Annotated in this window: 15 protein-coding genes and 2 tRNA genes; 6 read left to right on the forward strand and 11 right to left on the reverse strand. The window is 66.9% G+C overall.

Annotation, left to right across the window (positions count from 1 at the left end):
• The first annotated feature begins 247 nt into the window (after positions 1-247).
• The 3 genes from QF036_RS17835 to QF036_RS17845 all read left to right on the forward strand — a co-directional run bounded on the left by QF036_RS17835 (position 248) and on the right by QF036_RS17845 (position 4,751).
• The gene (locus QF036_RS17835) at positions 248-2,326 is read left to right on the forward strand and encodes a TPM domain-containing protein (protein ID WP_307103998.1); all 2,079 of its coding nucleotides are present in this window, start codon (positions 248-250) and stop codon (positions 2,324-2,326) included.
• Positions 2,327-2,435: 109 nt separating this feature from the next.
• Positions 2,436-3,227: a PspA/IM30 family protein gene (locus QF036_RS17840; protein ID WP_307104001.1), complete on the forward strand. Its 792-nt coding sequence runs from the start codon at positions 2,436-2,438 to the stop codon at positions 3,225-3,227.
• 99 nt (positions 3,228-3,326) lie between these two features.
• On the forward strand, positions 3,327-4,751 hold the full coding sequence (locus QF036_RS17845) for a cryptochrome/photolyase family protein (RefSeq protein ID WP_307104003.1): 1,425 nt from the start codon (positions 3,327-3,329) through the stop codon (positions 4,749-4,751).
• 4 nt (positions 4,752-4,755) lie between these two features.
• Here QF036_RS17845 and QF036_RS17850 read toward each other — a convergent pair whose 3' ends face one another.
• The 4 genes from QF036_RS17850 to QF036_RS17865 all read right to left on the reverse strand — a co-directional run bounded on the left by QF036_RS17850 (position 4,756) and on the right by QF036_RS17865 (position 7,414).
• The gene (locus tag QF036_RS17850; protein WP_307104005.1) at positions 4,756-5,691 is read right to left on the reverse strand and encodes a cytochrome b/b6 domain-containing protein; all 936 of its coding nucleotides are present in this window, start codon (positions 5,689-5,691) and stop codon (positions 4,756-4,758) included.
• Between the two features lie 159 nt (positions 5,692-5,850).
• A tRNA-Met gene (locus QF036_RS17855) sits at positions 5,851-5,927 on the reverse strand.
• Positions 5,928-6,073: 146 nt separating this feature from the next.
• Positions 6,074-6,147 (reverse strand) — tRNA-Met (locus QF036_RS17860).
• 226 nt (positions 6,148-6,373) lie between these two features.
• Complete coding sequence (locus tag QF036_RS17865) at positions 6,374-7,414, reverse strand: AAA family ATPase (RefSeq protein ID WP_307104007.1); 1,041 nt, start codon at positions 7,412-7,414, stop codon at positions 6,374-6,376.
• A 100-nt stretch (positions 7,415-7,514) separates the two neighbouring features.
• Between QF036_RS17865 and QF036_RS17870 the strand changes: the two genes are divergently transcribed.
• Positions 7,515-7,712: a DUF2188 domain-containing protein gene (locus QF036_RS17870; protein ID WP_307104008.1), complete on the forward strand. Its 198-nt coding sequence runs from the start codon at positions 7,515-7,517 to the stop codon at positions 7,710-7,712.
• Between the two features lie 472 nt (positions 7,713-8,184).
• Here the strand turns inward: QF036_RS17870 and QF036_RS17875 are convergent, their stop codons facing one another.
• On the reverse strand, positions 8,185-11,166 hold the full coding sequence (locus QF036_RS17875; RefSeq protein WP_307104011.1) for a UPF0182 family membrane protein: 2,982 nt from the start codon (positions 11,164-11,166) through the stop codon (positions 8,185-8,187).
• A 129-nt stretch (positions 11,167-11,295) separates the two neighbouring features.
• Positions 11,296-12,456 (reverse strand): YlbL family protein, encoded by a 1,161-nt coding sequence (locus QF036_RS17880; protein WP_307104013.1) that lies wholly within the window; start codon positions 12,454-12,456, stop codon positions 11,296-11,298.
• Between the two features lie 223 nt (positions 12,457-12,679).
• Here QF036_RS17880 and QF036_RS17885 point away from each other — a divergent pair, with 223 nt between their 5' ends.
• A complete protein-coding gene (locus QF036_RS17885) occupies positions 12,680-14,122 on the forward strand; it encodes a zinc-dependent metalloprotease (protein ID WP_307104015.1) in 1,443 nt (480 codons plus the stop codon).
• 57 nt (positions 14,123-14,179) lie between these two features.
• Here QF036_RS17885 and QF036_RS17890 read toward each other — a convergent pair whose 3' ends face one another.
• The 3 genes from QF036_RS17890 to nudC form a co-directional block, all read right to left on the reverse strand.
• Positions 14,180-14,776: a M48 metallopeptidase family protein gene (locus QF036_RS17890; RefSeq protein WP_307104017.1), complete on the reverse strand. Its 597-nt coding sequence runs from the start codon at positions 14,774-14,776 to the stop codon at positions 14,180-14,182.
• Positions 14,776-16,908, reverse strand: a complete 2,133-nt coding sequence (locus QF036_RS17895) for an ATP-dependent helicase (RefSeq protein WP_307104019.1) — start codon at positions 16,906-16,908, stop codon at positions 14,776-14,778. Before QF036_RS17895 ends, QF036_RS17890 begins: the two co-directional genes overlap by 1 nt.
• Before the next feature lie 86 nt (positions 16,909-16,994).
• Complete coding sequence (gene nudC, locus QF036_RS17900) at positions 16,995-18,047, reverse strand: NAD(+) diphosphatase (protein WP_307104021.1); 1,053 nt, start codon at positions 18,045-18,047, stop codon at positions 16,995-16,997.
• A gap of 164 nt (positions 18,048-18,211) precedes the next feature.
• On the opposite strand from nudC, the gene QF036_RS17905 reads away from it, so the two are divergent.
• Entirely contained in the window at positions 18,212-19,537 is a 1,326-nt protein-coding gene (locus QF036_RS17905; RefSeq protein WP_307104023.1) for a macrolide 2'-phosphotransferase, read from the forward strand.
• Positions 19,538-19,564: 27 nt separating this feature from the next.
• On the opposite strand, the gene QF036_RS17910 is transcribed toward QF036_RS17905, so the two are convergent.
• Positions 19,565-23,017, reverse strand: coding sequence for an ATP-dependent helicase (locus QF036_RS17910; RefSeq protein WP_307104025.1), 3,453 nt, complete (start codon positions 23,015-23,017; stop codon positions 19,565-19,567).
• Positions 23,014-26,277, reverse strand: a complete 3,264-nt coding sequence (locus tag QF036_RS17915) for an ATP-dependent helicase (protein ID WP_307105984.1) — start codon at positions 26,275-26,277, stop codon at positions 23,014-23,016. The genes QF036_RS17910 and QF036_RS17915 overlap by 4 nt, the downstream gene beginning before the upstream one ends.
• Positions 26,278-26,303: the final 26 nt, after the last annotated feature.

Consider the following 26,303-nt stretch of genomic DNA (forward strand, 5'->3'; position numbering starts at 1 on the left):
ACGTTTGCTGGGAGGTTCCTGAATGCCCTCCGTGACGCTGCCGCTGCCGTTGTTCTAAACGGCCACTAAGCTCTCCAGCGCTTTTCGCTGGTGGCATATTCCCCGCCGTGGACGGTCCTGCTGGTGCACCATAGAATCAAGAAGAATTGCCACAGCGACCTGCGGCTTTACACCCGGCGTGGGGGCGCTGCTGCATTCTGTGACGGCTGTTCGTCCCGAACCAGCCGCGGCGTGCTGAAGGGTTGCCATGCGGTCAATGTTGAAACGTGTACTCGCCGTGATCGGCCTGACCGGAATGCTGGTGGCTCCGGCCGCCGCAGCCTGGGCCGAGGCTCCGGTAAACATCCCCTCTGGCGAAAACATCGTCGACGACGCGAATGTCCTCGGCAGCCGCAAGGGCGACGTTGAGGAGTCCATCCAGAAGCTCCTCAAGGACCACAAGTACAACTTGTACGTGGTCACCGTTAAGTCCTTTGAAAATCCGGCTGACCCTGCCGCGTGGGGCAATACCGTCGCAAAGCAAAAGGGCATGGGCCCCGCTGACGTGATCCTCGCCATCGCTACCGACCAGGGCAAATACTACTTCGCGCCCAATACCTCCAGCGCAATCTACCCCAAACGGACCACCATCACGCAGAACGCCATCGCGGCCAACCTCGGTGCGGGCAAGAAGGACTTTGCCCAGGCGGCCATTGACACCGCGGCCGCCATCGGTGACGCTGCGGGCGGCGGAAGCGGAACCGTCCCCTCCGGTGCCGGTGCGGGCACGGCTGTCCTCGTTGGTGCCGGTATCGTAGCCGCCGGCGGCGCCGGCACGTATCTTTACCTGCGCAACAGACGAAAGAAGGCCGGCCAGGCATCCAGCGCAAGCTACGGCCCGCAGGGCGCCGAACTCGATCCCCTGGCCGGAATGAGCATCGAGGACCTGCGCAGGAAGAGCGGCTCCCTGCTGATTGAGGCAGATGACGCTATCAAGTCGAGCGAGCAGGAGCTGGGCTTCGCCGAGGCGCAATACGGGGAAGCGGCGGTGGGCAACTTCACCAAGGCGCTCCAGGAGGCGAAGGCGCACATGTCCGAGTCGTTCAAGCTCCAGCAGCAGCTGGACGACCACATCCCGGACACCGAAGAACAGCAGCGCAGCTGGCTTGGCGAAATCATCCGCAGGTCGGAGGCTGCCCTGGCCTCCCTGCAGGAGCAGAAGGCGGACTTCGACTCGCTGCGTGAACTCGAGAAGAATGCGCCGCAGGCCCTCGCGGCAGTGGACGCCGGCGCAGCTGAGGCCGATACAAAGATCGCCCGCGCCGACCAGACCCTGGCGGAACTGCGCGGCAAGTACGCAGATACCGCCCTGGCACAGATCTCGGACAACATCACCCAGGCCAAAGAGCGGCTGGCGTTCGTACAAAATGCCAGCGCCACGGCCCGCGAAAAGCTCGCTTCCGGAGAGGGAAGCCTCGCCGCGGTAGCGGTCCGGGCAGCAGAGGAGAGCCTGCACCAGACAAACGTCCTGCTGGACGCTATCTCCAAGGTCGCCGGAAACCTGGACTCGGCCCGTCAGGGACTGGAGTCCGCTGTTGTGGACACGTCCCAGGACCTTGCCCAAGCGCGGGCCATGATCCAGTCCGGCGCCCACCCCGAGCTTGAGGGGCCCGTGGCCGGAGTCGAAGCGGCCCTCGCCCGTGTGAAGGGCGAAATTCAGAGCGGCAAGATTGATCCCATCGCCACTCTCGAACGGGTCGAGTCGGCGCACCAGACCCTCGATCAGGCCTTGGGCGGGATCCGGGACCAGCAGGAGCAGGCACGCAGGGCGCAGGCTTCACTGCAGCAGACCATCATGTCGGCGCAGGCCCAGATCAGCGCCACCTCGGACTACATCACGGCCCGCCGCGGCGGCGTGGGCACGGAAGCGCGGACCCGACTCGCGGAAGCCCAGCGCAACCTCGATTACGCGCTGTCCATCTCACGCAACGACCCCGTGACCGCCCTGACCTACGCGCAGCAGGCGCATGCGCTGGCTGCCCAGGCGGCCCAGCTGGCCCAGTCCGACGTCGACAGCTTCGGCTACGCCAACCAGGGGTACGGCCAGGGATACGGGCGGGGCGGGATGTTCGGCGGCGGCGGAGGCGGCGGCCTCGGCGGTGCCATCCTCGGTGGCATCCTCATCAACTCCATCCTGAACGGCGGCAGTGGCGGCGGCTGGGGCGGCGGCCACAGCGACGGCGGTGGCTGGGGCGGCGACTCAGGCGGTGACTTCGGCGGAGGAGACTTCGGCGGAGGAGACTTCGGCGGAGGAGACTTCGGCGGCGGGGACTCGGGCAGTTTCTAGCCAGCAAAACTAAGCGCCGGCCCGTTCGATCGGGCCGGCGGGAAGAAGCGGTACATCAACTGTTCACTGAATTCAGTGGGAAACACTGAGCAGGACGAAAGGTAACACCATGAAGCAGTCCATTTTCGGCCGCATGGCGCAGCTGGCAAAGGCAAACATCAATTCGCTGCTGGACCAGGCCGAGGACCCGCAGAAGATGCTGGACCAGATGGTCCGGGACTACACCAACAACATCGCCGAAGCCGAGTCCGCGGTGGCCCAGACCATCGGAAACCTGCGCATGCTCCAGGACGACTACAACGAGGACATCAAGAACGCGCAGGACTGGGGCAATAAGGCCCTGGCCGCGTCCCGTAAGGCTGACGAGTTCCGCAGCACCGGCAACGCGGCCGACGCCCAGAAGTTCGACAACCTGGCCAAGGTGGCCCTGCAGCGCCAGATGTCGTCGGAGAACGAAGCAAAGGCCGCCGAGCCGAACATCGCATCCCAGACCGAGGTGGTGGACCGGCTCAAGACCGGGCTGGACCAGATGAAGGGGAAGCTGAACCAGCTCACCAGCAAGCGCAACGAACTCGTGGCCCGGTCCAAGACGGCTGCCGCCCAGTCACAGGTTCACGATGCGCTCAAGAGCATCGATTTCATGGACCCCACCAGCGAGGTGGGCCGCTTCGAAGAAAAGATCCGCCGCGAAGAGGCCAAGGTCCGCGGCCAGCAGGAACTGGCCGCGTCCAGCCTCGACGCCCAGTTCAACCAGCTCGAGGACCTCGGCGAGCAGACCGAGATCGAGGCCCGGCTTGCGGCGCTGAAGTCAGGCAACGCCAAGCCCGCCATCGGGGCCGGCGGCACCGCGGCATCGGCGTCGCATTCCACGGTGGACGAGGCAGACTTCGACAAGCTGTAAGTATGTACTGAACCTGAGTCGCTGATAGCGTCACCGGCAGAGGCCGGGATCCACAGGGGTCCCGGCCTCTGCCGTGTCCCGGCCGTGTAGCGTGAAAGCATGGCCTCCACCATTGTCTGGCTCCGGGATGACCTGCGCCTCGACGACAACCCCGCCCTCGCCGCCGCGGCCGCGCTGCCGGATCCGGTGACGGTTGTCTATATTCTCGACGAGGACTCCCCCGGCATCCGCCCGCTGGGTGCTGCGGCAAAGTGGTGGCTTCACCACTCCCTGTCCGCCCTCGGCGCCGGCCTCGAGGCGCGCGGGTCGCGGCTGCTGCTCCGCCGGGGCGCCGCCGCTCCGGTCATCGAGGAGCTGGCAGCCGAGACCGGCGCCGGAAGGCTGTTCTGGAACCGGCGGTACGGCCAGCCGGAGCGGAGCATCGACGCCGGTATCAAGGAACGGGCTGCCGGGCAGGGCATTGAAGCCACCAGCTTCCAGGCAAACCTGCTGTTCGAGCCGTGGACAGTGCGCACCGGCTCGGGCGGGCCGTACAAGGTCTTCACGCCGTTCTGGCGCTCCTGCCTGGCCGGTGCCGAACCCCGCCTTCCCGCCGATCCCCCGGACGGTGTGCCGCAGCCGGCCGCCGGAACGTCCGGCCGGCCGCCGGCCGGTGACCGGCTGGACAGCTGGCGGCTCCTCCCCCGGCGGCCGGACTGGAGCGGCGGCCTCGCCGCGACCTGGACCCCGGGCGAGGATGGCGCCCACGAACGGCTGGAAGATTTCCTGGACGGTCCCGTGGAGGACTACGGCAAGGGACGGGACTTGCCCGGTGTCGAGGGCACCAGCCGTCTCTCACCGCACCTTCGCTTCGGCGAGATCAGTCCCTTCCGTGTCTGGCATTCCCTCCGGGAATGCTTCCCGCGCCACGCACCAGCCGACGTCGGGATCTTCCGGAGCGAGCTGGGCTGGCGTGAATTCTGCTGGCAGCTGTTGTACGAAAATCCCGACCTGGCCACGCAAAACTACCGCCGGGAGTTCGACCACTTTGCCTGGCAAACGCCGTCGGACGCTGAACTGGAGGCCTGGCAACAGGGGCGCACCGGCTATCCCCTGGTGGACGCCGGGATGCGGCAGCTGTGGCAGACCGGCTGGATGCACAACAGGGTCCGGATGGCTGCGGCGTCATTCCTGGTGAAAAACATGCTTGCCGACTGGCGGGTGGGGGAAGCCTGGTTCTGGGACACCCTCGTCGACGCCGACGCGGCTAACAACCCGGCCAACTGGCAGTGGGTGGCGGGCTCAGGCGCGGACGCCTCCCCTTACTTCCGGATCTTCAATCCGGTGACGCAGAGCAAGAAGTTCGACGCCGGAGGAAGTTACCTTCGCGGCTATATACCGGAACTGGAGGACCTGGATGACCGCACCGTGCACGAGCCGTGGAAGAACCCGTCAGCGGCGCCCGGCTACCCGGAGCCTCTGGTGGGCCTCCAGGAATCCCGGGAACGGGCGCTGGACACCTACCAGCGGCTCAAGGAGGGGTGAGACCCTAGCGGCTGGTGACCTTGCCCATCAGCGACGCGATGGGGCGCAGGAACAGCGGCCGGGCCAGGAACCACGCCGCAACCATGACCGCGACTGATGCAACGAAGAACCAGAAACCGACCCAGCTCACGTCGTCGCTCCCGCCGTACATGTGGTTGAGGTTCCGGAGCGCGCCCGTGGCCAGAACCAAAAACACGTGCACCACAATGAAGGCCACGAAGTAGATCATCACCGGGAAGTGCACTGCGCGGGCGGCCTCGATGGGAAAGGCCTTGTTCAGCCCGGTGGCCTTTTTGGGCCACGCGGCGGACATCCGCAGGCCCGTGATGAAGGCCAGCGGAGCAGCGATGAACACGGTGGCGAAGTAGGTCAGCAGCTGCAGGGCGTTGTAATTGACCCAGCCGTTCTCCGTGGGCCAGTTCAGCGAGGCGTACTGCAGGGCGGCCGAGACGGCGTTCGGGAAAACATCCCAGGACGTGGGGACGATCCGGGTCCACTGGCCGGTCGCAAACAGCAGGATCACAAAGACGAGCCCGTTCAGGATCCACAGCGCATCCAGCGTCAGGTGGAACCAGAGTTCCAGGCTGATCTTGGTGGGAGCCGTCTTAGTCCTGATGAGGCCCTTGTTGTTTCGGGTCCAGTAGCCGCCGGGGCGGGTGGTGGTGCGGACCTGCCAGCCCGAACGGATGATGAGCAGCAGGAAGAAGGCGTTCAGGAAATGCTGCCAGGCCAGCCACGCAGGGAATCCGACGGGGGCGCCGGCGGGGAGCTCCGAATGCCCCGGGTACGAAGCCAGGAAAGACTGTACACCGGCAAGGCCCGTGGCCCACTTTGCGAGCAGAACCACCAGCACTGCAGCCACGAGGACCGCCGGCACCGTCCAGTAAAGCCTGGACCGCTTGCCTTTCGCAGTGCCGGTTTTGTTCTTCGTTGTGGACATCGAAACTACATTCCTCTCGAGGATGGCTGGTCGGGCATCTGCCGCGCGGAAACGCTCAGGCCCTGCGAAAGAGAATACTAGGAACAGCCAATACGTGAACAAAAGCTACCGTAAAAGCAAGAGGCCCCGACCGGTTTATCACCGGTCGGGGCCTCTTCATGGTTGCGGGGACAGGATTTGAACCTGTGACCTCTGGGTTATGAGCCCAGCGAGCTACCGAACTGCTCCACCCCGCGTCGCTTGATCAACTGTACCCTACTTTCGCGGCGGCTTTGACCACGCCGCTTCGCCCGGACCGGGGCCGGCACCCCGGGGAGTGCAACCGCCAGCCGGACAGCAAAAAACCCGGACCACCAAACGGTGATCCGGGTTTTTTCTTCAGTTGCGGGGACAGGATTTGAACCTGTGACCTCTGGGTTATGAGCCCAGCGAGCTACCGAACTGCTCCACCCCGCGTCGCAAGAACTACTCTACCGGCCGGTGAACAGGAGGCCAAATCCAAACGACGTGATCTGCGTCTCCGCCAAAGCGAAAGGCCGGCCCATCCCCTTTTTGAACTGCTCCCCGAGCAAGCTTGGGGCGGGTCGGAAAGCTGTCCTCCGGTTGCACGACAGTGGAATAGTTGTGCTTTTCCCCCTCGGGTGCGGGACGGGCCTTCGCCTGGCAGCCGCCGCAGATCCGGTCAGACCAGCCAGCGCCACCAGCGTGACCGCTCCGGTTCCGGCGTCGGTTCCGGCTCCGGCTCCGGCTTCTCGCCCAAGGCCAGCGCGGCCTCGACAATGTCGTCCGCGGTGAGCGTCATGACGGCCTCACGATCGAGCGCGTCGAGACTTTGTTCCTCGTCGAGCGAGAGCCGCAGCGCCTGGCGGTTGAGCGCCTGCTCGAACAGCGTGCGGGCGAACCGTGCGTTGCCGGAGTCCTCGCCCGCGTGGAGCCCGGTGAGGATGCGGCGCAGCATCTGGTCCGCACCCGGCTCCAGCGTGTACTCGTGCTGGGCCAGCATCTGGTGGAAGATCGTCTGGAGTGCGTCGACGGAGTAGTCGGGGAACGTGATCTCGCGGGCGAACCGGGAGCGCAGTCCGGGGTTCGAGAGCAAGAAGGACTCCATCAGCCGCGGGTACCCGGCCACGATCACGACCAGGCGGTGGCGGTGGTCCTCCATCCGTTTGAGCAGGACCTCGATCGCCTCGGGGCCGAAGTCCGTCCGGCCGTCCTCCGGGGCCAGCGCGTAGGCCTCGTCGATGAACAGGACGCCGTCCAGCGCACGCCGGATCACCCGGTCCGTCTTGATGGCGGTCGCGCCGACATACTGCCCCACCAGGCCCGAACGGTCGACCTCGACCAGATGGCCTTTCTGCAGCAGACCGACCGCGCGGTACATCTCGGCCAGGAGCCGCGCCACGGTGGTCTTGCCCGTGCCCGGGTTTCCGAGGAACACCAGATGCTGTGATGTGGCCACCTCCGGCAGGCCGTGCGCCTTACGGCGGGCCTGGACCTGGAGCAGTGCGACGAGCGCCCGTACTTGTTCCTTCACGGTCTCCAGTCCGACCAGCGCGTCGAGCTCGGCCTGCACCTCGGACAGCGGCCGGGCCGGCCCGGGCCTCGCACCGATGAGATCGCCGACCAGGTCGTCGACGCGCTCCGAACCGTGCAGCCTGAGCTGATCGGTCAGATGGCCGATGGTTTCGCGCAGGTCGTCGAGCGGATTGCGGCTGGCAGCCATGCATCCACTGTAGTACTCGATTCCCGACCAGGGTGGGGTTGGCCTCACCAGTATCAACTCCCTTTTGGTCGTAGTATTCACGCGGTACAGGCAGTCGTCGTTGAATAATGCGGGCACTGGCCGTGCTTTCGGTGCTGACTACGGCACCAAGGATGAGGCAGAAGCTGCCGGTCGGGACGCTGTCCAGGCCGGCAGCGTGGAGCACGTGATCAAGAACCAGGACGGAAAGATCGGCTCCAAGAACAGCTACGGCAATGATCCCCGGAATGTCCCGGCCCGGATCCGGCAGTTCACGTAATCGCGCAGCGGTGTCGGTGAAACAAGAAGGGCCGGCTATTTGAGCCGTCCCTTCTGCGTTCTCCTCGATAAAGGAAATCTACGGATTCAGCTAGCTGGATTTGTCCGTGTCTAGGATTTGGCGTTAGTTGATGGAGTCGACGTGGACGAAGGGACTAAGCCGCGAGGCTCTGCGCACGATACTGGGTCAGACTGAGGAGAGCGGAAGCTCCTTAGCCAAAGCGACCTGGCTCTCTCCGGCTTGGAACCGGCGAACCGCATCGAGTTTGAACTCAAACGTGAACTTCCGCTTGGTTGATTTGGTCACTAGCGAATCTCGAACAACGCTATCGCGGCCTCGCGCTGTTCCTCCGATAACGAACTGCTCTCCTGCATAAAACTGCTCCCCGAAAGTATGGACTGATTTCGCAGTCCAACTTTCGGGGAGCAGTTCATTTGCGGGGAGGGCCGGCCTCTTCTCAGTCGGCTGTCGGTCAGCTGCTGGGTGACGGCGTCGGCGTCGCGGACGGCGACGTCGGGCTGCTGGCAGTTCCGGTGCTGCCAAGCCTCCCCTCGGCGTCGAGCGCCTTCTTCAGCGCGTCTGACAGCTTCTTCTGCTGCTCGCCGTACGCCGCGAAGTCGCCCTTGGCCAGTGCTTCCTGGCCGGCCTTGATGGCCGCGTTGGCTTCATCCAGGGCTGCCTTCAGGGCCGCCTTGGCATCCGCTGAGCCCGTTGAAGGCGGCGTTTTGCCTGGAGACGTGGGTGTCTTGCCGTTGGTCGCGTCTCCGGCCTGGGCGCCTGACCGGCCACCAAACAGCTGGTTGAGGGCCTCGTCCAGGGTGGGCGCGAAGCCGATCTTGTCACCGAAGGCCACGAGCACCCTCTGCAGGGTCGGGTAGGAGGTTTCACCCGTGGACTTGAGGTAGACAGGCTGGATGTAGAGCATGCCCCGGGCGGCGGGAAGTGTCAGCAGGTTGCCGTTGAGCACATCCGACGCACCCTGCCGCAACAGGTTCAGCGCCTGGGAGACTGCAGGGTCCGAGTTGAACTTGTTCTGCGCCTGGCCGGGGCCGGGCACCTGGGCTTCCGGCGGGACCTGCAGCAGCCGGAGCTGTCCGTAGTTCTCCGACTTCACGCCCTTCTTCGAGCCCGCGTCGGAATCGGCCGCGAGGAACCCATAGAGGACGTTGCGGGCGTTGTTGTTGACCACCTGCGGAATGTAGGAGGAGGTGAGCTGGAAGGCGGGGGCCTTCTGGTCGGGCATCTGCAGCGACATGTAGAACGGAGGCTGCTTGACTTCCTGGGACACGGTGGGATCGTTCGGAACGCTCCACGCGTCGTCGTTCTTGTAGAAGCTCACGGGATCGGTCACGTGGTAGCGGCCAAGGAGCTCACGCTGCACCTTAAACAGGTCCTCCGGGTAACGGACGTGGCTCATGACCGCGGCCGACATCTCCGAGTAGGGCTTCAGGGTGGAAGGGAACACCTTCTGCCAGGCCTTCAGGAGCGGATCCTGGTCATCCCAGGCATAGAGCGTGACGGAACCGTCGTAGGCGTCCACAGTGGCCTTGACCGAGTTGCGGATGTAGTTGACGGAGCTGTTGGGCAGTGCCACGTTGCGCCCTGCGGTGGTCTGTGAATCCGTGGTGGCGTCGGAGAGCTGCTCCTGCTGCGAGTACGGGTAGTACTGGCTGGTGGTGTAGCCGTCCACGATCCACTTGACCCGGCCGTCAACGACGGCGGGGTAGGCGTTGCCGTCGACCGTCAGGTACGGCGCCACCTTCTGCACGCGTTCCCGAGGGTTGCGTTCGTACAGGATCTGGGAGGCGTCGTTCACGCCGTCGGACAGCAGTAGGTCGGAGGACTGGAACTTGATCGAGTACAGGACCTTGTTGAAGAAGCTGCCGACGTTCGGGCCGCCGTTTCCGGTGAAGGTGTACTGCGTCTCGCCGCCTTCCTTGGACGCCGGACGGTCCTGCTCACGGTGCGGTGCGCCTTCCGGGGCACCCACGATCGAGTACTCCGGGGAGTCCTCGCCGAAGTAGATGCGGGGCTCGTAGGTCGCGTCGGTGCCGAGGACGCCGGTGGACGGGATGCCGGACTGCAGGAACTCCGGCTTTCCGTCGACCGTGAACTTGTTGCCCTTCGCGGCAACAACACCGTAGCCGTGGGTGTAGACGACGTGGCGGTTCAGCCAGGATTGCTGGTCGGCGGCGAGGCCGTCCGGGTTCAGCTCGCGCACCGCGATGACGGTGTCTTGCATCTTGCCATCCACCATGTACCGGTCCACGTTGAGTGCCTTGGGGAACTGGTAGTACGGGCGGAACTGCTCAAGCTGCGAGAAGGCGTCCGAGATCAGGTTCGGATCCAGGAGCCGGATGTTGGCAGTGGTCTGAGCGTCCGGGGCCAGGGCGCCGGCCGTGGTGGTGGTCGTGGCGTTGTACCGCTCCACCTTTACCTGGTCCAGGCCGTAGGCTGCCCGCGTCATGCCGATGTTGCGCTCGATGTACTTCCGTTCCAGGGTCTGCTCGGAAGGGCGGACCTGGAACTGCTGGATGACCCACGGGTAGACACCGCCGGCCAGGATGGAGGTGATGACCAGCATCGCCGTACCGATGACCGGAAGCCGCCACTTGCCGATGACGGCTGCGATGATGAAGAGGATGGCGACGAGGGCCGCCGCCACGGCCAGGATCGCCTTCGTGGGGATCACTGCGTTGACGTCGGTGTACAGGGCGCCTGCCCAGCGGCCGCCGCTGTTCTGCAGGGCGGAGTAGCGGTCCAGCCAGAAGTTGATGCCCAGCAGGATCAGGAATGAGGCGCCGGTGACGGCGAGGTGGATCTGCGCGGCACGGCTGGTGAAGATGCCACGTTCCATGATCCTGATGCTGCCGTAGAGGTAGTGCGTGAGAATGCCCGCAATGCCGGCCACGATTGCCACGCTGATCAGGAACCCGGTGACGAAGCCCAGGAACGGCAGCGTCATCAGGTAGAAGCCGATGTCGAGCCCGAACTCAGGATCCTTCTGGCCGAAGGACTCCTGGTTGAAGAACAGCATTACCTTCTGCCACTGGCTGGAGGCGGCGCTGCCGGCGAAGAGCCCGAACAGCACGGGCAGCCCGATCATGACCACCCGCCGGACGGGTTCCAGCTGCGCCTGGTAGCGGTTGAGGTTATCCCGGATTTCGGAGTCCGGCGCGTACACCGGGCGGACGTGGTAGGCGATGCGGATCGCATAAAACACGGCCGCGAACATGAGGAGGAAGCCGGCGGCAAAAATGGCGATCCTCGCCAGGTTCTCCGTCAGGAACACCTGGAAGTAGCCCAGCTGCTGGTACCACAGGACGTCCGTCCACACATTGGCGAAGAAGATGAACCCGACAACAACCAGCGCAACGACGATGAGCGTGGGCGTTAAAGCACCGCGCCTTGTCTGGAGTTTTCCGGGCGGGGTGGGGCTGGCAGGACGGGACAAACTCGTACCTCATAGCTTTTCAGTTGCTGATCTTTAATTTTAAGTTTTCAGTGGAGGGCCTGCATAGCGCCGGCACCGGCTGTCAATTAGTGCCACGAGCGGACCGGAGCCTTAGTTCCTCGATTTAGTCTAGTTGTTGGTGCAGCCCGGAAGTCCCGACGTGTCGGCACCCTTGGCGGCCAGCTCGACGGCGGACTTTGCTTCGTCCAGGTTTTCCACCTTGACCACCTGCAGGCCATCCGGAACATGCCCCGCAACCTCGGCGCAGTTCGCCGCCGGGGCCAGGAACATAGAGGCGCCGTCAGCCCGGGCACCGTGCATTTTCACCGCGATACCGCCGATCGGGCCCACCACGCCGTCGGGGCTGATGGTGCCGGTTCCCGCGATGTGCTTTCCGCCGGTGAGATCCCCGGGCGTCAGGGTGTCCATGATTCCCAGGGCGAACATCATCCCGGCGCTCGGGCCGCCCACCTTGTCCAGGGAGATCTTCACGTCGAACGGGAAAGTGAAGCGGTACTGCAGCAGTACGCCCAGGATGTACCGTCCGGACGGGTTCTTCGCCGGCGTCACGGTTTCCGTGACCTGTTTGCCGTCCCGGCTTACGACGACGACGGCGGGCTTCCCCTTTCCGGCGGCCAGTTCTTCCTGGATCACCTCCAGCGACGTGACAGGTTTGGCGTTGATGGACGTGAAGACGTCACCCTTCTGCAACTTGCCCTGCGCGGCCGAGCCCTCGGACAGGTCCGCCACTTCGAGCTTCTGCCCGTAAGGAATATCGAGCCCCTTCAGGGCCGCCGCCACAGCGTTCTCCTGCGACGTGGCCATGGCCACGGCACTTTCCTGCTGTGATTCCTCCTTGGTTACGCCCGTCGGGAAGATCAGTTCCTCGGGGTACACCGCCTTGGAGTCGTCAAGCCACGCCGAGAACGCCTCAAAGACGCTGACGGGACCGTTGGGACCGCCGTCGACATAGACAGTGGTGAGATCGAGGTTTCCCTTGGCCGGGAACGTCTCACGGCCGGAAACGCTGATCACGGGCTTCGTATTTTCCGTGCCCAGTGTGTTGAACGTGGGCCCGGGCGATTCCACCACATACGGGACCGGCAGGACCGCCGCCGTCACGCCCAGCCCGAGCGCAAGAAGCCCGGACAGTGCCATCGCGGAGATGCGGGGATCCCTGCCCCGGGCACGCCGGGACCGGCGGGAATCCTCAGTTCCCTCGGGATTCCCGCCACCGGCGGCGGGCGCCGGGGACTCCTCTGCGGGCTGGCCGCCCTTGGTAATCGTCACTGAAGGACCTCTCCGCACCGCGTCGTTCAGCGCTGCACCGCGGCCGCAGCCCGGCGGACGGCCGGGGCGCAACCTACATACGTTCCGGCTTCTAACACTACGCGTCCCGGCCTGGCGTTAGCTCTTTGCCTACAGCGAACGTCCCTGCTTTCGGCAGACAGCCGCTCCCGCACAGGGGTAGCGTGAAGTTTGATCAATAGTCACACCGACGATCGGCGAGATCATGACCTCCAATCCACTCAATCCGTCCAACGGCGACGAAAATCCAAAGGATCCGCTGGCGGAGATGCTGCAGAACCTCATGGGCGGCAAGGGCCTGGGTGACATCGACCCCGCCGAACTGGCCAAAGCCGCCGGGCTGCCCAACGATCCCAACCTGCTGGCCCAGATGTTCTCCCAGGTGCAGGCCATGATGAGCGCGCCCTCGGAAGGCCCCGTCAACTGGAAGCTCGCCCACGACAACGCCCGCCGCGTGGCTGCCGGCAGCTCCGACCCCTCCGTCACGTCCGCACAGTCCCGCGAAGTGGATGAGGCGCTGCGGCTTGCAGAGCTCTGGCTGGACCAGGTCACGGACCTGCCCGCTACCGGCCTCATCGGCAAGGCGTGGTCCCGCGCCGAATGGGTGGAGGAAACACTCGGCACCTGGAAGCGGCTGACGGAGCCCGTGGCCAACAGCGTGGCCAACGCCCTCTCCACCGCCATGACGGAGCAGATGCCGGAGGAGATGAAGTCCATGATGGGCGGCGCCTCGTCCATGCTGCAGAACGTGGGTGGCGCCATCTTCGGCATGCAGCTGGGCCAGGCCATCGGAGCACTCTCCACCGACGTGGTCAGCTCCACGGACATCGGCGTTCCGCTGGCCGACCTGGAGATGGCGCTGCTTCCCGGCAACGTGACCAAGTTCGGCGAGGGGCTCAGCCTTCCCGAAAACGACATCCGGCTCTTCCTTGCCGTCCGCGAGGCGGCCCACGCCCGTCTGTTCGTCCAGGTTCCGTGGCTTCGCGGCCATCTGCTGGGTGCCATTGAGGCCTACGCCCGCGGCATCCACATCGACACGTCGCGGATCGAGGAGCTCGCCCGGGACCTTGACCCGAGCAACCCGGAGGGTATCCAGGAGGCCCTGTCGCAGGGCGTTTTCATGCCGCAGCGCACACCGGAACAGGACCAGGCACTGCAGAAGCTGGAGACTGCGCTGGCCCTCGTCGAGGGCTGGGTGGACGAGCTCACCGCTGCGGCCACGGAAAAGGTGCTTCCCTCCGCGGCGGCGCTCCGCGAAACGGTCCGCCGCCGCCGCGCCACTGGCGGCCCCGCGGAACATGCGTTCGCGTCCCTCGTCGGGCTGGAACTGCGGCCCCGCCGCCTCCGCGAAGCCGCCACGCTGTGGGCATCGCTCAAGGCCGAGCGCGGCATCGACGGCCGCGACGCCATCTGGAAGCATCCCGACCTGCTCCCCACTGCCGATGATCTTGACGATCCCAAGGGATTCAGCGAACGCCGGAAGCTCGCCGAGGCCAGTGACAGCGAAGTGGACGACGCCCTCCAGAAGCTGCTGAACGGGGGCTTTGACAGCCCCGCCCACACCGACGGCGAAAAGACTGACGGCGACGAGGGCGACGGCGACGGCGAAAAGGCCGGCGGCGACGAGGGCGACGCTCCGAAGAGCTAGGCCTACCCCCCGCTGGTTGAGCTTGTCGAAACCATTCCGGAGCTCACCCAGCGGTCTTTAAAGAGCCGGTTCCTCTGCTTCACCGGCCGCGAGGCCGCGCGACGTGGCAAACGACACACCCTCCAGGAAAGCCTTGGCACGTTCCGTTTCGGGATAAGCCTCCAGCAGTTTCCAGAACGCCGCGTTATGTCCAGCCACCAGCAGGTGCGCCAGTTCATGCAGCAGCACATAGTCGATGACCCACTGCGGCATGGGCCGGAGCTTGTCTGACAGCCGGATGGACCCGTCCGAGGGGGTGGCTGAGCCCCAGCGGGAGTTTTGGTTGCTGACCCACCGGACCGACGTCGGGGCCGACCTGCCGCCGAGGTACCTGGCCGAGAGCTCCGCAGCGTGGGCGGCCAGCGCCGCGTCCGAGGAAGGCCGCCGCCCCGCACCGCTGGAACGCTTCTCCCCCTGGGTCCGGAGCTTCTCCAGCATCCGGTGAACCCAGTCCGCTTCCTGCGCCCTGCTGAAATGGGCGGGGATTGCGACGACGGCGGTGCCGTTCTCCCAGAAGGCTGCGACTGTGCGGCGGCGGCGGGCGGAGCGGCGGACCTCTACCGGAGCCCCTTCGTGGGTGGTCAGGGGCGTGAGGGTCTGTTGTTTTCCGGGCATCAGAACGTGCTGCTTTCCGTCAGCACCGCGAGGACTGCTTCGCCGTACCGCTCCAGTTTGGACGGGCCAACGCCGGCAAGCCTGGCCAGTTCCTCAAGGGAGGACGGCCGGGCCTCGGCGATGGCGGTGAGGGTTGCGTCGGTGAAAACCACGAAGGCCGGGACATCGGCGGACTGCGCCACATCCTTGCGCCACTCACGGAGGGCGTTGAACGTCTGCTCTTCATAGCTGGGCGGGCATTGGCTGCAGCGCCCCACCTTCCGCTCGGCTCCGCTGGCCAGCATGCTGCCGCAGACGCGGCAGGATGCCGGGGCGGCCGCCTTGCGGCGCGGCGCTGCTCCCCTCCCCCGGGCGGCAGAGCTTGCCACCGAGTCCGGGCGCAGCCCGTCGAGGAAGCGGGACGGCTTCCGGTTGGCGCGGCCCCCGGGGGTCCGGGCGGTGGACCAGGAGAGGGACAGGTGCTCGCGGGCGCGGGTGATGCCCACATAGAGCAGCCGGCGTTCCTCGTCCACCGCGGCGGGAGTGTCTGCAAAGGAGATGGGCATGAGGCCTTCGCTCATCCCCACGAGGAATACCGCGTCCCATTCAAGGCCCTTCGCCGCGTGCAGGGACGCCAGCGTGACCCCTTGGACGGTGGGGGCGTGCTGGGCAACGGAGCGCTCCTGTAGCTCGTTGACAAAGTCAGCCAGGCCGAACTGCGGCCCCCGGTTCTGCGCCAGCTCGTCCGCCAGGGCCACGAGCGCGGCAAGGGATTCCCAGCGTTCCCGCAGGGCGCCGCCACTGTGCGGAGCTGTGTCCGTGTAGCCAAGTGACGCGACGATGTCGCGCACCAGCTGCCCCAGCGGCTGGGGCTCGGACTCGGAGACGGCACGGGTGGCCGCCCGCAGCTGGAGGATCGCGTCACGGACCTCCTTCCGCGCAAAGAACCGCTCGCCGCCGCGCAGTTGGTAGCCGATCCCGGCGGATGCCAGAGCCTGTTCGTAGGCTTCTGACTGGCCGTTGGTGCGGAACAGGACAGCGATCTCACTCGCCGGCACGCCGTCGTCGAGGAGGGTGCGGATCTTGCCCGCGACCGTTGCAGCCTCGGCTTCGTCGTCCGTGCATTCAGTGAATTGCGGCTGGGGTCCCGGGTTCCGCTGGGCCACCAGCTTCAGCGGCGCGGCCCACGCGGCGTCGGCCGCCGGGCCACCACTCCGCCGTGAGGCCAGCAGATCGTTGGCCAGCTTGACCACCTGCGGAGTGGACCGGTAGTCCCGGACCAGCTTGACCACGTTCGCGTCCGGGTACTGGGCCTTGAATCCGAGGAGGTGCTTCGGGGACGCTCCCGTGAACGAGTAGATGGTCTGGCTGGCGTCACCCACGACGCACAGTTCGTTGCGGCCGCCAAGCCACAGTTCCAGGAGCCGCTGCTGCAGCGGGGAAACGTCCTGATATTCGTCCACCACGAAGTGCCGGTACTGCTCCCGGACCGTCGCCGCCACCTTTGGGTCTTCCTGCAGGATGCCCACGGTAATCAGGAGGACGTCCTCGAAGTCGATAACGTTGCGGTCGGTTTTGACGTCCTCGTAAGCCTGGAACACGCGGGCCACGGCGGTGAGGTCAAAGCCTCCCGGCGCGCCCCTGTCCTGTGCGTTTTCCAGGTAGTTGGCGGGGGTGAGCATGGATACCTTGGCCCACTCGATTTCGGACGCCAGGTCCCGGATAGAGGCACGGTCGGTGCTCAGCCGAAGCCGGCGGGCGGCCTCGGCGATCATCTGCGCCTTGTGGTCCAGCAGGTTGGGCAGCGCCCCGCCCACCGCCTGCGGCCAGAAGAACTGCAGCTGCCGCAACGCGGCCGCGTGGAACGTCCTGGCCTGCACGTTTCCGACCCCGAGGTCGCGGAGGCGGCTGCGCATTTCCGCTGCCGCACGCGCCGTGAACGTGACCGCCAGCAGCCGCTGCGGGCTGTACACCCCCGAGTGCACGCCGTAGGCGATCCTGTGGGTGATGGCGCGGGTCTTGCCGGTGCCGGCTCCGGCGAGCACGCAGAGCGGACCGGTCAGGGTGGTGGCCACTTCCCGCTGCTCCGCGTCGAGGCCGCCAAGGATCCGGTCCTCCAGGGAGGCGTTGCCATCAGGATTTTCTGTCGTCACTTCTTGCTGCTTGCTTTATGGGGATGGATGGGCCGCTCCGCCTTGGAGGCGTCGACGGGAGGTGTGGTGCCAGCCGGCGTAACTGGTCAGCCGTCCACCGGACGGTCCTGGATCACGCCGCCGTACCAGTGCTCAATGAGGGACCGGGCGATGGAGAGCCTGGTGGAGATGACGATTTCACCGCTGAGCACGGCCTCCTGGACTTCCTCCCGGCTGAACCAGCGCGCCCTGGTAACCTCGACGCCGTCGGGCTTTGCTTCTGTGTCGTCGGTGACGGCTGTAAAGCCGAGCATGAGGGACGCCGGGAACGGCCACGACTGGGAGCCGAGGTACTGGCACGCCTTGACCCGCACGCCCACCTCTTCCTGGATTTCCCGGACCACGGCCTGTTCGAGGGATTCCCCGGGCTCGACGAATCCGGCCAGTGTGGAGTAGTTCTTTGCGTCCAGTGGACCGCCGCCGCCCAGCAGGACACGGCCATCCGGGCCAACCACAGTGACGATGATGGCCGGGTCCGTGCGCGGGTAGTGTTCGGAGGCGTCAGCCGGGCACCGCCGGACCCATCCGCTGGCCTCCACATTTGTGACGGTGCCGCACCGCGGACAGTGGGTGTGGGTGGCGTGCCAGTTGGCAATGGCACTGGCCTCAACGAACAGTGCGGTGTGCGTCGCATCCAGTTGCGCGGCGACGTCGCGGAAGCCTTCCCAGGTGGCTCCGGCGGGCAAGCCGGCCAGACCGGGATCCACCGGTTCCGGCAGGATGAAAAGCAGGACGCCGGTTCCTGCGGGAAGGTCCTCGGAGCCGAGGGCCGCGCCGAGATAGATGATGTGCGCCGGACTGGACGCCGACCTCTTGAGACGGTCCAGCAACGGTCCGGCCTCTGCCAGGACGAGCGCGTCCCCGTGGACCAGCGCATGCCGGCCGGACAGGAGCATCGCCTTGGCGGTTCCCGCCGCCAGCAGCTCCGGAACGAGGCCGGGCCTCATCCGTTCAACCGACCCCCTGTTGACCATTGCGGGCCGAACCGGCAGCACGGTGTCGAAGAGATGGTTGGCGGGCAGTTCGCCTGCCGGCAGCTGATGTTCCGGCATGGTGCCCGCCGCTTGACCGACCGGCGCAGCGGCCTCCGCATGACTCATGTATCCACCGTACTGACTCGCAGTGACAATTTACATTTCGGGAGGGCACCGGCAGGCCCGGACAGCGCGTCACCGCTTGGCCCGGGGCATCCATATTTAGGCGGATCTGGAGACTCGCCGCGACACATCATTGTCTTGGACGCCGCTCAATCTACCGTGGAACCGTGAGAAGAGAACCAATCGAACTGGCAGCTGTGGCCACCGCGGCAGTCCCCGGACTGAGCCCGACCGCTGTGAGCTCTGCCCCGGATGACCCGGCAGACTTTGATTCGGCCCTCCTTCTTGATGCCGAAGGCAAGCGCTGGCGCGTCCGCTCACCCCGGCACGCGGAAGCAAGCACCAGGCTGGAGACCGAGTTCCTGGTACTGCGCGCGTTCGCACCCGCCATCCGGGCCGAACTGCCGTTTCTCATGCCGACCGTGGCAGGCACCGTCCGGCAGCAGAACCTGACCACCTTCGTGTACTCGCACCTGCACGGCGCCACGCGCACCGTCGAAGAGCTGACGGCCGGTCCGCAGGAGCTGGCGAAGGAGATCGGCACGACGCTGGCGGCCATTCACGACCTGCCCCGGACGCTGGTGAGCAACGCCGACCTGCCCAGTTACACGCCGAACGAGTTTCGCCAGCGCAGGCTCAACGAACTCGACCAGGCCGCGACCACAGGCAAGATTCCGGCGCTCCTGCTCCGCCGCTGGGAGCACGCCATGGAAGACGTCTCACTGTGGCGGTTCAACCCCTGCGTGGTGCACGGTGACCTGCACGAGGATAACCTGCTGGTCGAGGACCACCGCGTCACTGCCGTCACCGGCTGGACCGACCTGCGGATCGGCGACCCCGCCGACGACCTCGCCTGGCTCGTGGCATCCAACGAGCACGAATTCGTCGACGCCGTGGTCAAGCACTACACGGCGAAGCGCCGGGACGCGCCGGACAACCACCTGCTGCGCCGCGCCGCGCTCTCGGCTGAATTTGCGCTAGCCCAGTACCTCGTCAAGGGCATCGCAGCAGCCGACGCCGATATGATCGCCGAGGCCGAAGGCATGCTGTCCACGCTGGCCGACGACATCGCCGAATACGGCGGCCAGCCCATCAGCGTCGAACCGCTGCCGCCGGCCCAGCCCGACTCCCCGCCAACCGGCCAGGCACCGGCCTCACCCGGCCTCGTTGACGCCCCGGCGGCCACCGACGTTTCCGAGGCCATGCCCGCCGTGCATGTCACGCCAATCCCGGTTGACGTGAAGCCCCTTCCGGTCGTGGTTACGCCCATCCCGGCCGAGGAGGACTCCGCGGAGAACGCAGACCAGCCGTCAGGGCAGGACGCGTCGCAGGACGCCGCTGATGTTGGCACGGCAGACGACGCTGGCGTATCTGACGATGCCGACGCGGACGGGACGCAGGACCCGGCACAGGAGGATGCCCCGGCCGCGAAGCCCTCAGGCGCCGACACGTCCACCGTCGCCCTCACGGTGGTCGACGCCAAGACGACCTAACCGGAATCTTCCTAACTGGCGAGCTTCCTAACTGGCGAGGGCGGCGGCCACGATCCCTTCCAGTTCGGCGCCTGACGCCAGGTCGTGAGGGCGCACCACATGGTTGTCCGCTACGTAGAAAAAGGCAGCCCGGACCTCCTCCAGCGGCACGCCCTTGAGCCTGGCCCAGGCCAGCCGGTAGACAGCCAGCTGGACGCTCTTGGTCTTCAGCTGCCCTGCGGACGGCCGCCGGCCCGTCTTCCAGTCCACGAGGTCCCAGCCGCCGTCGGCGTCCCGGAACACCGCGTCGATGCGGCCGCGCACGACGACGTCGCCGATCCGGGTCTCCACGGGGACCTCCACGTAAGCAGGCGATCTGTGCGCCCACCGGGAGTCCTTGAAGGTAGCCACCATGTCGTCGAGGCCGTAGGCCTCATCAATGTGGTTATCAGAGCCGGGCGCTTCGCCCAGATCCAGCATTCCTGCCGTTCCAAAGTACTCTTCCACCCAGGCATGGAAGGCGGTGCCCTTGCGCGCGGACATGCCCGGTTCGCGCGGAACAGGCCTCCTGAGCCGCTGGACCACAGCCTCGGCGTCCTCCCCCAGGTCCACCAGGGTGGACGCCGAGATATGCCCGGGCAGATGCACGTCGCGGCTACGGGCCCGCCTGGCACGGCGTTCCAGAAGGAGGGCAGCTTCGCGTTCCCAGCCCGCGGCCTGCGCACGGAGTCCCGTGCCCTCAGGGAGCCCCGGCGCACCGGCTTCGATAGCGGCGATCTCGGTGAGCAGCCGTTCCGCTGCACGGTCCATGGCCGCCCGCCGTCCCGGTACGAGCCGGAGCCGGTTGCCGCTGCGGGGGTCCACAGGACCCTCCAGCGGATCATATGGCCAGGAAGCCACCTCCAGCTCCCGGGTCAGGGGACTTTCCTGGGGCAGGGATTCCTCGTTGACAGAGCCAGGGTGGATTTCCGCAGTTCCCTGTTCTGCCAGCGGCGCCAGCTCAGCAAGGAACGGCGACATCTCGGCCATCCCGCCGCGCCCGCCGACCCACGCTCCGCTGGAAACCCAGAGCACGTGCTTGGCGCGGGTGTAGGCAACGTAAGCCAGCCTCCGTTCCTCAGCTTCGCCGTGGGCCTGCACGTCTCCCTTAAACACCTTCTCGGCGTCCAGCCACCCCTTTTGGTCCGGCTGGTCCAGATCCCACTGCGGAAGATCGGCACGGTCGCCCCGGAGGGGCCAGGGCAGGGCCGCGGAACCGCTGCTCCACCTCGAGTCACGGCTGCTGGGGAACGCTCCCGAGTTCAGGCCCGGCACGAACACGACGTCCCATTCGAGACCCTTGGAGGCGTGCACCGTCAGCAACTGCACGGCCTCGTGGTTGACGTCGGCGGGCGGCACATCCAGGCCGCCCTCCTCCGATGCTGCCGCCTCAAGCCATGAAAGGAAGGCCAGGACGTCCACCCGGTGCGATGTCTGCAGGAACCCGGCGGCCGCGTCCTGGAACGCATCCAGGTTCCGCCGCGCCTGGTGAATGCTGAATCCGGGCCTCGCGGCAACTTCGATGTCCAGCAGCATGGCTCGTTCCACCTCGCCCAGCAGGGTGGTCAGGTCCTCCCCCATCAGGGCCCGAAGCTGCCGCAGCTCTGTGCCCAGGCGCTGCAGCCGTTCCCGGGCGGGAGGGGTCAGGCTGCGGCCGTGCGCGGACGTCCAGCCCTCCTTGGGGAGCCAGTCCAAGGCTTCGACGAGGCTGGCGGCGTCGGTGATATCGCCCTCGATGACGACGTCCGCGGCTTCCTGATCGTCGTCACCCGACGGATCGTTCACGCCCAGCCCGCGGCCGTCATCGACCATGCCGCGGCGCCGGGCCAGAAACGCGGACCAGTCCCGGAACGCCATGAGGTCGGCGGGGCCGATCCTCCACCGGGCACCGGCCAGGAGCCGCATCAACGAATCCGACCGGCCCGGATCGGCCAGGACCCGCAGGGTGGAGACCAGGTCCACGATTTCGGGAGTGTCCAGCAGTCCGCCCAGGCCCACAATCTCGTACGGGATCCCTGTGGCCTCGAACTCCTTGCGCAGGCATTCCATCTGCGCGCGCCTGCGGCACAGGACGGCCATGGCAGGCTGGACGCGCGGTTCCGGGGAAGAACCGTCGAAATCCGTGGCCCGGAACCTCAGGAGATCCTTGGCGATCGCCGCTGCTTCATCTTCATCCGTGGCAAAACGACCAATCACCACCCGGCCCTGCACCGCTGCCGGGCTCGGCCGCAGCGCGGGCACCTCCACGGCCGCGCTGGAAGACCGCTGACCTGCGGGTCCGGCCTGCGCCGCGGCGGCGCTGAGCGGAGCCGAGATAAGGTTGGCGGCGGCAAGGATGTTGCGGCCGTTCCGCCAGGCGGTGGTCAGGTATGAAACGGGGGCGGGACGCCGGGACGCCGTTCGCGGCTCGCCATCCTGCATGCAGACCGGAAACTCGTTGACAAAGTGGAACAGCTGTCCGGCGGAAGCCCCGCGGAAGCCGTAGATGGACTGGTTCGGATCACCGACGGCGGTGACGGCGTGGCCGTCCCCGAAGAGCCTGGAGAACAGCACCAGCTGGGCGTGTGAGGTGTCCTGGAATTCGTCCAGCAGCACCACCTTGTAGCGCTGCCGTTCCATCTCGGCGGCCAGGGGCACCTCGCGGGCCACGCGTGCCGCGAGCGCCACGAGGTCGCCGAAGTCCAGCGCCCCGCGCGCCCTTTTGGCTTCCGCGTACCGCCCCACGAGCTCTGCCACACTGGCCCGTGTCCGCAGCATGGCTCCGAGCTCACCGGCGGCCTGGCTGGGGTTCTTCTTGACCCCGGCCACATACGGCAGCGCCTCGAACTCGGCGAGCCGCTGCATCAGCCAGCCCTGCACACCGTCCGGGTCCTGGAGGTGCTCGGCGCACTCCCCCGCGAGCTGGATGACGGCTTTGACGAGGGTGGACTTAGCCACCCTGAAATGCGAGTACTCGCCGTCGAACGCCTCAACCACCTCACTGGCCAGCTGCCAGGCCTGTGCGCCACCCAGCAGCACGACGTCCCGCTCGATCCCGAGCCGCAGGCCGTAGTCGGAGACGATGCCGCTGGCAAACGAGTGGTAAGTGGAAACCTTCGGCTCCAGGGCGTCGGCGCTGAGCAGCGCCCCTGCCACGGCGCCGCCGGCGGCACCGGTGGCCGTCCGCTGCAGCGCACTGAGTTTGGCGCGGATGCGGCTGGCCAGTTCGCCGGCGGCCTTTCTGGTGAACGTGACACCGAGGACTTCCTCCGGCTTGACCCAGCCGTTCGCGACCAGCCAGACGACGCGGTCGGCCATGGTGGCGGTCTTGCCCGAGCCCGCGCCGGCGATGACCAGCCGGGGCGCCAGCGGCGACGAGATGATGGCCGACTGTTCCGGCGTCGGCAGGTTCTTCTCACCCAGCAGGACGGCCAGCTCTTCGGGACTGAATCTGGGCTCGGGCAGCTCTGCCGTCCGGCTCATTCGGTAACCTGCTTTCCCCGCGCACACAGCGGACATACCTCCGGCAGCCGGCAGCCGAGGCCGCCGAAACCGGCCTTGGCGGGATCGTGCCTTGCCTCGAATTCGTGGCCGGACATCACCGCGGCGGCGTCGTTCACCATTTCCATCGCCCAGTTGTCGCCCGGGTCCAGCGGGTCCTGGTGCTGGATACCCGGGCTCTTGGTGGTTGTGCCCAGCTGGGCCAGCACGGCACCACCGGGCCGGGGCTCGGCGCCGGCGGCCTCGGAGGCGCCAAAGCCCCCGGCCAGCACGGCCGCCTGATAGGCGCCCAACTGCGGGTGCCTGCCCAGTTCGGCCTTGCCCGGCTGCCGTTTGCCCGTCTTGAGGTCCACGATCACCAGCCGCCCCTCGGCGTCGATCTCCAGCCGGTCCACCTGCCCGCGCAGGACGGCCGACCGGGGACCCTCATCCGTGGGAACATCCTCGCGGGGAACAGCACCGGGTTCGGGCAGGGTTACCTCGAAGTCCTGCTCGACCCCGGCCAGGCGCCGGCCCTCGCTGCGCATGACGAGGATGTACTGCGCCAGTTTCCGGACCATGGCTTCTGCCCTGCGGAAGTCCAGCTTGCCTTCCCAGTTGTCCTTCATGCCCAGGGCCGGCCAACGCCGGACAAGTTCGGCGAGGTATTCAGTTCCGCTGGCATCGGGGAGGTCCTGGGCGATGGCGTGCACCAGGGTGCCCAGGCTGCGGGCGAAGTCCGTGGCCGCTTCGCCGCCCGCGGCCTGGATGAACCAATCCAGCGGGGATTTCTGCACCGACTCCACCTTGGACGGCGAAACGTAGACCGTGCCGCCCGGCGGCACAACCCTGTCCACGGACGTCAGCGGGGCCAACCCCCACCAGGTGTCCGGATGGGCTCCGGGAACAGGCGGCTCGGCCGTGGCAAGGCGGGCCAGGACACGCACGGCTTCGTCGGCCTCGGCGGCCAACCTGGCGTCCAGCTGGGCGTATTGGCGGAGTTCCGCCACGAGTGCACGCAGCGTCAGGGGCCGTTCCACGGGGGTGTAGCCGCGCCCCTCCTGGCCCGGCAGCAGCGGCGCAACGTAGTCCAGGAAGGAAGACGGCTGTTCGTCCTCCGACGACACGGCGGTGCACAGCAGCACGTCCTTGGCCCGGGACACCGCCGTGGAAAAGCTGCGGAGTTCGTCGTAGCGGATCTCCCGCAGCCGGCTCAGCGGGCCAAGCTGGAGCGCATACTCCACGCCGTGTTCGACGGCGTCCGCGAAGAGTGTGCTGCCCAGGAGCTCGCCGCGGAGGCGGGTGTTGGGCCAGACGCCTTCCTGCAGGCCGGCGACGATGACGAACGGCCATTCCCGGCCGGCGGCGCTGGCGGGCGTCATGAGTTCCACGGCGTCGTCAACCTGGGCCCGCGCCGCCAGGGTGTCCATGGGCAGTTCCTGGTTCAGCAGGTATTCGAGGAACTGTTCCGGGCCGGATCCGGGCATCTGGTCCACGTAGCGCTCGGCGGTGTGGAACAGTGCCATCATGGCGTCCAGGTCCCGGTCCGCCCGCGCTCCGACGAGTCCGCCGGCCAGGGCGGCGGCCGTCCATGCTGCCGCGAGCCCGGTGGAGTGCCAGAGTGCCCACAGCACTGTCTCGGCGTTGGCGCCGGGTTCGGCGACGGCCGTCCGCCCGGCCTGGATCATCCGCGCGACCCTTCGCGCCGACCGGCCCTCGATCCCCAGTGAGCCGAGCGCGCCGGGCTCAAGCAGCGCCTCCACGAGCAGGGAATCGCTGGAGCGTCCGCCGCCACCCAGCAGCTCCTCCCGCCGGAGCGACTGGCGGAGCCGGCGCAGTTCCAGGGACGTCGCACCGCCGACCCGGGATGTCAGCAACGACACCGCCGATTCCGGTGTGAGGACCGCGGGATCCAGGGCCACCGCGTAGGCGTCGAGCAGCGGACGTACGGCCACTTCATCGCGCACGGCGGCTTCGGCCACCGGAATCCGCACTGGGATTCCCTGGCCGGAGAGGTAGCGCTGCAGCTGGCTCAGCTGGCCGCCGTTCCGGACAATGACGGCGATGTCTTCGAGCGGCCGCCCGTCCCTCAGGTGCGCTTCGAGGATCCTTTGGGCGACGTACCGCAACTCATGCACGGCCGAGGGCAGAAGGTGCGCTTCCACGGTGCCGCCTGCCGGCTGGGCAGTGTCACCCGAAGCAGTGTGACCGGGGTCCCCGGCATTTTCAGCAGGAATGGAGCCAACCGGGTCCAGACGGCGGGCGAGCTGGCCGCCGGACCTGACGGAGATCCGGTCAGCGACCCCCAGCCAGGCCTGGGCCACCGCCGGCTGATGGCGGTGGGCGTGGGACAGCGGCTTCTCAACGACTGTCCGTTCCTGGCCGCCCAGCAGGCCAGGGAGCTCGGCCACGAGATCCGGCCGCGCCCCGCGGAACCCCTGCACCACTGTGTCCGGCGAGGACGTCACGTAGACATCCTTGCCAGCAGCCACGTCGGCCAGGAGTTCGAAGACGGCGGGGTTGGCCTCCTGGATATCGTCCACAAGAATCAGCTGGAGACGGTCGCGTTCCGCCGCCAGGAAGCCGGGGAAATCCTGAAAGAGCTGGCGGGCGGCGGTGATGATGCCCGCGGGATCGAATGCCTCAGGCATGCGCAGGTCGAGGACGTCGCGGTACTCGGCGTAGAGTGCCGCAGCGGCAATCCAGTCCGGCCGTCCGCAGGCGTCGCCCAGACCCGCGAGGTCCTCAGCGGTGCGGCCCGTCTCTGTAATGCGGTCGAAGAGCTGGCGGACCTCGTGCCGGAACCCGCGCGTGGGCAGGGCTGCCGTCAAGTCATCGGGCCAGGGCAGCCCGAGGCCCGGCAGGGCATGGCCCTCCAGTAGTTCCTTGATGATGAGATCCTGCTCGGGGCCGGACAGGAGCCTCGGGGCCTTCGACAGCGGCAGGAGCCCTTCCGCCTTGGCGCGGCGGATGAGGTCGAAGGCATACGCTGCCCAGGTGCGGGCCGGCGTGGTGCTCAGGCTCCGGTTCAGCCTGGCGGTAAAGCGGTCCCGGAGGGTGTCCGCGGCAAGCCGTCCCGGGGCGAGGATGAGGATCCGTTCGGGGTCCACCCCTTCCGCCTCCACCCGGCGGATTGCCGCCTCGATGAGCACGGTGGATTTTCCGGTTCCGGGCGCTCCGGGGACCAGTACGGGGCCGGTTCCCCGGGGCACTTCGACGGCGGCCAGCTGGTCCGCTGTGAGGACCGGAACGCGGGAGTGCACCTGCCGAGGGGGCAGCAAACGAAGAC

Source organism: Arthrobacter globiformis, from assembly GCF_030817195.1.
Lineage (GTDB): Bacteria > Actinomycetota > Actinomycetes > Actinomycetales > Micrococcaceae > Arthrobacter > Arthrobacter globiformis_D.